The 1,517-nt window shown below is 62.6% G+C and carries 3 protein-coding genes and 1 pseudogene; all 4 read left to right on the top strand.

Features of this window, described 5'->3' with window-relative positions; translation table 11 throughout:
- Nucleotides 1-145, top strand: a 145-nt coding sequence (locus CXG43_RS01240; protein ID WP_332870923.1) for a DUF411 domain-containing protein, incomplete at its 5' end; no start/stop codon positions are given.
- A 70-nt stretch (nt 146-215) separates the two neighbouring features.
- The gene (locus CXG43_RS01245; protein WP_012480213.1) at nt 216-566 is read left to right on the top strand and encodes a four-helix bundle copper-binding protein; all 351 of its coding nucleotides are present in this window, start codon (nt 216-218) and stop codon (nt 564-566) included.
- 178 nt (nt 567-744) lie between these two features.
- Entirely contained in the window at nt 745-1,128 is a 384-nt protein-coding gene (gene copC, locus CXG43_RS01250) for a copper homeostasis periplasmic binding protein CopC (protein WP_005413416.1), read from the top strand.
- 10 nt (nt 1,129-1,138) lie between these two features.
- A pseudogene (locus CXG43_RS01255) lies at nt 1,139-1,517 on the top strand (transporter); the annotation flags it as partial.

Consider the following 1,517-nt stretch of genomic DNA (forward strand, 5'->3'; position numbering starts at 1 on the left):
AGAAAAGCCGAACGCACGCGGCCTGGTCCTCCCAGGGATGCCGCTTGGTTCTCCGGGCATGGAGGTCCCGGAGGGACGCCAGCAGCCGTTCACGGTCGAGCTGATCCATCGCGACGGAACCACTGAACCGTTCGCACAGCACTGATCCGTCGCAGCAACAGGGGACGGTGTTGCGGGCGCGCCGATTCTCGCCCGCGAGGAAGAAGGAGAACTACATGACTCACCATTCCGCAGCACACCGGCCCCAGGCCATGAACGAGTGCATCGACAACTGCACGCAATGCCATGCGATCTGCCTGGAGACCATCAACTACTGCCTGACCAAAGGAGGTGTTCACGCGGCCCCGGAGCACATCGCCCTGTTGGCGACGTGTGCCGATACCTGCGCAACCAGTGCCGACGCGATGCTGCGCGGTGCCAGCGTTCACGACGTGGTTTGCGGTGCCTGCGCGGAGATCTGCCGCCAGTGCGCCGATGCATGCGACGCCATGAACGACCCTGAGATGACGCGCTGCGCCGAAGTTTGTCGCCGCTGCGCGGAAAGCTGCAGCGCCATGGCAGCGTAATGCGTCGAGGATCCCGCCTGAGCCGGTGGGATCCTCGTCTCGCGAAAGCGGAAGTATCAAGAAAATCCGACAAATCGTGGTTTCGGTGACAGTCCGACATCTAACGCTTGTCGCATCGAACACAGCGCGGCCCCTCCCGAACGGGCTTTGCATCACATTCCAATGAGGATTTATCCATATGAAGTCGTCCAACGTCATTCGCTCCTTCGCGCTCGTCCTCGCAATCGCGGCCGGGCAGTTTTCGCTGCAGGTCGCGCACGCCCACGCCGCGCTGCAGCAGTCCACACCGGCGGCAAATGCGGTGGTGGCCTCGCCAGGCCAGATCGATCTCGTGTTCAACGAGACATTGATTCCGCGGGCGTCGCGTCTCAAGTTGCTCATGAAGCACGGCAGTTCCACCATGCCGATCGAGAATTTCACGACCGAGATCGTCAACAACGGCAAGACCCTGCGTGCCAAGTTGCCTGGACCGCTGGCTCCGGGCGTCTATACCGTGGAATACCGCGCCGTCGGTGGTGACAACCACCCCATGCCGGGCAGCTTCAGCTTCACGGTGCGCTGAGGAGTCGCGAATGTTCGACCTGTCGGCTTATGCACTGAGATTCTTGGAATACCTTGTCATCATGGTTCTTTTCGGGGTTCCACTCTTCGGTTGGTACGGGTCGCGTCGATCGGCACTCGCCGACGCCTTGGCCGGGTGGTCACTCATGGGCGTTCTATTGGCGGGTGCCGTGGCCGGTCTCGTGCTCACCGGGCTCGATGTCGTCTTCAAGACCGCGGGCATCATGGGAATGCCGCTTGCCGAGGTTGATCGCGCATCGCTTGGCTGGTATCTGCTCGAGACGTCCGCGGGCCGGGCAGCCATGGCGAGAGGCGCGCTGCTGGTCGCCCTGATGTTCGTGCTCGGATGGCATCGTCGCCGCGGGAAGGTGGAGACCGCCTTCCCGCTGG

Origin of the sequence: Stenotrophomonas sp. Bg11-02, from assembly GCF_002836635.1 — a bacterium.
Taxonomy (GTDB): Bacteria; Pseudomonadota; Gammaproteobacteria; order Xanthomonadales; family Xanthomonadaceae; genus Stenotrophomonas; species Stenotrophomonas lacuserhaii.

Excerpts from the sequence above, each read along its gene's own strand:
- copC (WP_005413416.1), top strand. The coding sequence starts at position 745 with ATGAAGTCGTCCAACGTCATTCGCTCCTTCGCGCTCGTCCTCGCAATC.
- CXG43_RS01245 (WP_012480213.1), top strand. The coding sequence starts at position 216 with ATGACTCACCATTCCGCAGCACACCGGCCCCAGGCCATGAACGAGTGC.